General features: G+C 72.8%; 1 protein-coding gene. It reads right to left on the reverse strand.

All coding sequences use genetic code 11. The features are described from left to right. Nucleotides 1-1126 (reverse strand): efflux RND transporter periplasmic adaptor subunit (locus AC1DXV_RS34905; RefSeq protein ID WP_477938084.1); only part of this gene is annotated, 1126 nt, incomplete at both ends.

A 1126-nucleotide genomic window follows, 5' to 3' on the forward strand; every position in this document is an offset into this window, starting at 1 on the left:
GGCCCGAGGCACGGCGGCCCGGCGGGAACGCACCGGCCGGGCCGGAAGCGCCCTGTGCGCCCGACGCGGCGCGGTCGGCCGAGAGCGTCACGCGCGCGCCGTCCTTCAGCCGGTCGGCGCCTTCGGTGATGACCTGCTCGCCGGCCTCGAGCCCGGCGGTGATCGATACCTTGTCGACCGTCGCCTGGCCGCGCGTGACGGTGCGCTGCTGCACGGTGCGGTCGGGCTGCAGCACGTAGACGTAGTCGCCGTCGCGGCCGTTGCGCAGTGCGGTGATCGGCACCACGACGGCGCCCTTCACGGTGTCGAGCAGCAGCCGCACGTTGACGAACTGGTTCGGGAACAGCGCGCCGCCCTGGTTCGGGAAGCGGGCCTTCGCGCGCACGGTGCCGGTGGTGGTGTCGACGAGGTTGTCGAAGGTGGAGAAGGTGCCGCTCTCGAGCTTGCTGGTGCGGGTGCGGTCGTAGGCGGCGACCGGCAGCTGGGCGCCGCTGGCGACGCGGGCCTGGATGGCGGGCAGGCGGTCCTGCGGGATCGAGAACGCGATGTCGATCGGTTCGGTCTGCGTGATCACCGCGATGCCGGTGGTGTCGCCGGACGACACCAGGTTGCCTTCGTCGACCGCGCGCAGCCCGATGCGCCCGCCCACCGGCGCGGTGATGCGGGTGTAGGCGAGGTTCAGGCGGGCGGTGCCTTCGGAGGCCTTGTCTGTCATCGCCGTGCCTTCGAGCTGCTTGACGAGCGCGGCCTGGGTGTCGACATCCTGGCGGGCGATGGAGTCCTGCGACAGCAGCGTCTGGTAGCGCTTCAGCGTGACGCGCGCGGCATCGAGCTGGGCCTCGTCGCGCAGGCGCTGGCCGCTCGCCTGCAGCAGCGCCATCTCGTACGGGCGGGCGTCGATGGTGGCGAGCAACTCGCCCTTCTTCACCACCTGGCCTTCCTTGAACATCACCTTGGTGAGCACGCCCGAGACCTGCGCGCGCACGGTGACGGTGGCGGCGGGGGTGACGGTGCCGAGCGCCTCGATCAGCACCGGCAGCTCGGCCTGTGCGGCAGTGGCGACGCCGACGGTGGTGGCGCCGGCACCGCGGCGGCCGGCTGCGCTGCCCGGAGCACCACCCGGGCC

It is taken from the genome of Rhizobacter sp. P3_C12 (assembly GCF_056402735.1).